The organism is Sedimentibacter sp. B4 (genome assembly GCF_000309315.1).
GTDB lineage: Bacteria > Bacillota > Clostridia > Tissierellales > Sedimentibacteraceae > Sedimentibacter > Sedimentibacter saalensis.
In genome coordinates, this window is sequence record NZ_CANG01000683.1 from 1 (window position 1) to 218 (window position 218).

The window sequence follows — 218 nt, forward strand, 5'->3', positions numbered from 1 at the left end:
TGTCCGGCTGCTCGGGGGCGAACATGTGCAGGTACCACTGTTCGGGGCCGTCCGGGCCGACCACCCGCTCCCAGGCCGAGCCGCCGAACAGCGAGCCCCAGTTGGTGGGGGGCTCGGCGCCGTCGGGCCCGCTGCCGTCGCGGAAGTGGAACAGTGAGCGCTCCGGCGAACCGGGGCCGGCCGACAGCGCCGCCCGAAAGGCCGGGTGCGTGTTGGCG

General features: G+C 75.2%; 1 protein-coding gene. It reads right to left on the reverse strand.

The window, feature by feature from the left end:
• The coding region (locus BN358_RS24110; protein ID WP_255346903.1) for an alpha-amylase family glycosyl hydrolase at positions 1-218 on the reverse strand (218 nt) is incomplete at both ends.